At 30.6% G+C, this 4,647-nt stretch carries 3 protein-coding genes; 1 reads left to right on the plus strand and 2 read right to left on the minus strand.

Translation table 11 applies throughout. The features are described from left to right. Nucleotides 1-421: 421 nt before the first annotated feature. Nucleotides 422-3,193, plus strand: coding sequence for a COR domain-containing protein (locus tag AC3DU7_RS25895; RefSeq protein WP_488042157.1), 2,772 nt, complete (start codon nt 422-424; stop codon nt 3,191-3,193). Between the two features lie 61 nt (nt 3,194-3,254). Here AC3DU7_RS25895 and AC3DU7_RS25900 read toward each other — a convergent pair whose 3' ends face one another. Next, nucleotides 3,255-3,644, minus strand: coding sequence for a DUF6163 family protein (locus tag AC3DU7_RS25900; protein ID WP_488042155.1), 390 nt, complete (start codon nt 3,642-3,644; stop codon nt 3,255-3,257). A gap of 150 nt (nt 3,645-3,794) precedes the next feature. Further along, nucleotides 3,795-4,448, minus strand: coding sequence for a Uma2 family endonuclease (locus tag AC3DU7_RS25905; RefSeq protein ID WP_488042156.1), 654 nt, complete (start codon nt 4,446-4,448; stop codon nt 3,795-3,797). Between the last annotated feature and the right edge of the window lie 199 nt (nt 4,449-4,647).

Raw genomic sequence — 4,647 nt, forward strand, 5'->3', positions numbered from 1 at the left:
TCGCAATAGTCATTTCATTTTATTAAGCACCAGAATTTGAGGCGTGTGAAAATGAGGCGATGATAACTACAACGTCTTAGTTTTTCTTCTGTTGTAGCTTTTGTGGTGGTGAAAAATCAGCCACTGAAAACTACAACGTTTTAGTTTTTTAATCTACTCATGGTTATATGATTTTTACTAAAATGTTTAGCACACTACTAAAATACTGAGAAAATTTCTAGCTAAAGGATAGGGTGGCTATCTATCAGAATTTTTCAGAATTTTTTGTAGGTTAGGTTGAAGTAAGAAAGTTCTGATGGTTATGGAAAATCAATGTTTGTATTTGTAGGTATTATAGTGATTGTAAAAATTATTTTATTGAGCTATGACTTCTTCTAAAACAAATTAGCAGAATCAGATACCACAGCGTTTTTTAGAAAGAATACAAGCTGCTAAAGATAAAAACTTTAGGGAGTTAGACTTAAACAATTTTTTGAGCGGAGATGATAAAAAATTAACTGAAATCCCTACTGAAGTTTGGGAGTTAGAGCAGCTAAAAGTATTAAATTTAAGTTATAATCAATTAACAACTATTCCCGAATCAATCGCTAAACTCACCGAGTTAACTAGGCTTGATTTAAGAGGTAATCAATTAACAACTATTCCCAAATCAATCACTAAACTCACCAATTTAACAGGGCTTTATTTAAGTGATAATCAATTAAAATTTATCCCAGAATCAATCACTAAACTTGCTAAATTAACCAGGCTTTCCTTAAGTGGTAATCAATTAAAATTTATTCCGGAATCAATCTTTAAACTTACTAAATTAACAGGGCTTTATTTAAGTAATAATCAATTAAAAGTTATTCCGGAATCAATCTCTCAACTTACAAATTTAACAAGACTTTCCTTAAGTGGTAATCAATTAAAAGTTATTCCCAAATCAATCTTTAAGTTTGCCAAATTAACAGGGCTTTATTTAAGTAATAATCAATTAAAAGTTATTCCGGAATCAATCTCTCAGCTTACCAATTTAACTGAGATTGATTTAAGTAATAATCAATTAAAATTTATCCCGAAATCAATCTCTCAGCTTACCAATTTAACTGAGATTGATTTAAGTAATAATCAATTAAAATTTATCCCGAAATCAATCTCTCAGCTTACCAATTTAACTGAGATTAATTTAATAGGTAATCCTCTGGAAACCCCTCCAATAGAAATTGCCAGAAGCGGAATAAAAGCAATTATAAAGTATTTCCAACAAATAGAAAAAGAAGGAATAGATTATATCTATGAAGCAAAATTACTAATTATTGGAGAAGGCGGTGCGGGTAAAACTACTCTAGCTAATAAAATTCAAAACCAAAACTATCAACTACAAGATGAAGATACAACCAAAGGAATTGAAGTTCATCAGTGGAATTTTCAGACAGCAAATCAACATGAATTTCAGATGAATATTTGGGATTTTGGCGGACAAGAAATTTATCACACTACCCACCAATTTTTTCTGACTAAACGCTCATTGTATATTCTTGTGGCTGATACTCGTAAAGAAGATACAGACTTTTATTATTGGCTGAATGTAGTAGAATTGTTGAGCGATAATAGCCCTTTATTAATTGTCAAAAACGAGAAACAAGACCGTAAACGAGAAATTAATCAACGGGCATTGCAAGGTCAATTTTCTAATATCAAAGAAATCTTAGCTACTAATCTAGCAACTAACCGAGGATTAGAAAAAATTAGAACAGACATTCAACATTACATCAGTAATTTACCTCATATTGGCAGTGCTCTTCCTAAGACTTGGAAAAAAGTCCGTAAAGCATTAGAAACAGATGGTCGTAACTATATTAGTCTAGAAGAATATTTGTTCATTTGTGAACAAAATGGGTTTAAGAAACTAGAGGATAAATTACAATTAAGTGGCTATTTACACGACTTAGGAGTTTGTCTTCATTTTCAGGATGATCCGTTGTTAAATAAAACAGTTATTCTTAAGCCAGAATGGGGAACAGCTGCAGTTTATAAAGCTCTGGATAATCCCCAAGTTTATGATAATTTTGGTAGATTCACTAAGGATGATTTAGCTAATATTTGGCATGAAGATAAATATGCCAACATGCACGACGAGTTACTGCAATTAATGATTAAATTTAAACTCTGCTATAAATTTCCTGGTATTTCTCAAAGCTATATTGCGCCTCAACTCCTAACGGAAAATCAACCAGGATATAATTGGGATGAAAGTAATAACTTGATTTTACGTTACACTTACGAATTTATGCCCAAGGGAATAATTACTCAGTTTATTGTAGCGATGCACAAGGATATTGAGGAGCAAAAATATGTTTGGAAAAGCGGAGTTATTCTCAAGAAAAATCGAGCTAGAGCAGAAGTAATTGAATATTACGGTAAGAGAGAAATAAAAATTAGGATTTCTGGGCAGCAAAAACGGGATTTAATGACTATTGTGACTCACGAGTTGGATAAAATTCATAGTTCCTACAATAATCGACTTAAATACAATAAGTTAATTCCTTGTAATTGTGAGACTTGTAATAATAATCAGAATCCTTACTTCTACAATTTTAGAGAATTAAAAGAACGAATTAGTCATCAAAAATACACTACTGAATGTGGTAAACCTCCCTATAATCAAGTTAATGTATTAAGTTTAATTGATGATGTAGTAGGCAAAGATAGGAGTAGGAATTTTTTACAGCCTAAAGATTCTACAAACTACACAATAAATAATTATACTGACTCAGTAATCAATATTAATGATAATGATGTTATTGGCAATCAAAGTATAGCTGAAAAATTTGTCAATGACCAAAGCAAAAAGATTGAAAATAAAAATGGAAATGTTGTGGAAAATGTATTGGGTGATGAGGGTAATTTTAGAGATAAAGTAATAGTAAATTCTCCTCCGCCAAAAGTATCTCCTCAGCGAAAAAGAAAAGTAAAAGCAAATTCTACTCAAGCAAAAATCGAGAAACCCAAAGAATTTGAATTTTTAGATTTCTTGACTTGGATGCAGAATGGGCAAATTCTTTTCATCTTAATTTCTTCTATTATTGGCATTCTTTTGCTGATTATTTATCCTAAGTTATATCCAGATGGATTACCAGGATGGACAAAGCCAATTCAAGATATTATTCCAGCTCCACAAACAGAAAATGAATCCGATCGCTCAAAATAAATTTTACTGATAAAAAAATTACTAGATAATATTTGAAATTGATGAATGTTTGATTTAGTAACTACTTTCTCAAAAACAATAAAACTAAAAATATTAAAAGTAAAATCACCTCTGTTCCTAATAAACCGTAAATAGTGGTTCGCTGTTGTTCGGTAAAGACAAAATAATCTATAAAAACTGTGTAAATTAAAAATTGAGATAAAATTCCTATGATAAAACAACTAATTCCCCAAGCTTTTCTTTGCCACAAACCAATAACAGCCACAATATCTAGAATGCCATAAATTATGTCTCCTATTTGCCAAGTTAGAGGAGTTTCTAACCATGGTTGTTGGCCTAAACCTATGATATTTGTAATGTGAATTAACCCACTATAGGTAAAAATTAAGGCTAAAATTCTCAGGTATATTTTCATCCAGGAGTTATTAGCAATTTGAGCAAGATAATTCATCTTTTTTACGATCTAATTTTTAGTGGTAACTAATAATAAAATTTTTGTTTGTAGTTGAGCTTGAGCCTCTGAAATACTTATCTATTATTGCTCAAGCCCAACTAAGAGCCTAAGATTAAAGTTTAGATTTCCTTATCCTAATCTTGTGATTCATTGCCCTTTAATTTTTTCTTTAAAATCCCAAATAGCATCAAAAGAATCGTCCCAATCTAAATAACTAACTAATAAATTTAAATCAAGATTTGGTAATAACTGACTATTGTTTTTCTGCAAATATTCAGAATTTTCTAGGCAAAAAACCTGTAACTTTCCATTTTGCCAAAACCAAACTTCGGAAACACCTAAACCTTGATAAATTTCTAAAGTTTGAATTCCTCCGCTAGTAATAACAACTTCAATTGCTAAATCAGGAATCTCTTTTTTACTACCAATACAATAACATTGATCTGGCTCAATTCCTTTTAATTTCTCTTGAGATTTCAAAGTTGTAGAACCCAAGGGATAAAAACGAATTCCTGTTTCTAAACAATAATTTTCTACCAACATCCCCAACATTTTCTTGTAAATTTCATGGCGATTGCTAGGAGATATAACTTGTAAAGTTCCTTGATGATAAATAACTTTGAAATCAGGAGAATTTCCCAAATAATTTAATAGGTTTTCATAAATATTCCAGCTTATGTCAGTAGAAATTAATAAGCGTTGGCGGAGCCTAGCGGTAGCTACATCACTATCAAGAGCATCACAATTTAAGTATTCGATAAGTTTGGTAAAAGATTGGCTATTAGCTGATGATACTACCATAAAATTAACCTCTTATAACTTTATTTGGCTGATATAATAACGTTTGATTTGAGACATTATTTTATTCTATCTTTTTCCTAAAGCATTTCTAATTTAACTTTCTTGATTAGGTCGAGTATCTTTTTCTGAGAATCATATCCTTTTGCTTTTGCTATTTCCCGCATAATTTCAAATTCATCTGGCTCATTTTTGGCAATAA

The sequence above is a fragment of the Okeania sp. genome (assembly GCF_983059655.1).

Bases quoted from the DNA above. Each gene is read 5' to 3' on its own strand.
- AC3DU7_RS25900 (WP_488042155.1), bottom strand. From the start codon at position 3,644: ATGAATTATCTTGCTCAAATTGCTAATAACTCCTGGATGAAAATATAC.
- AC3DU7_RS25905 (WP_488042156.1), bottom strand. From the start codon at position 4,448: ATGGTAGTATCATCAGCTAATAGCCAATCTTTTACCAAACTTATCGAA.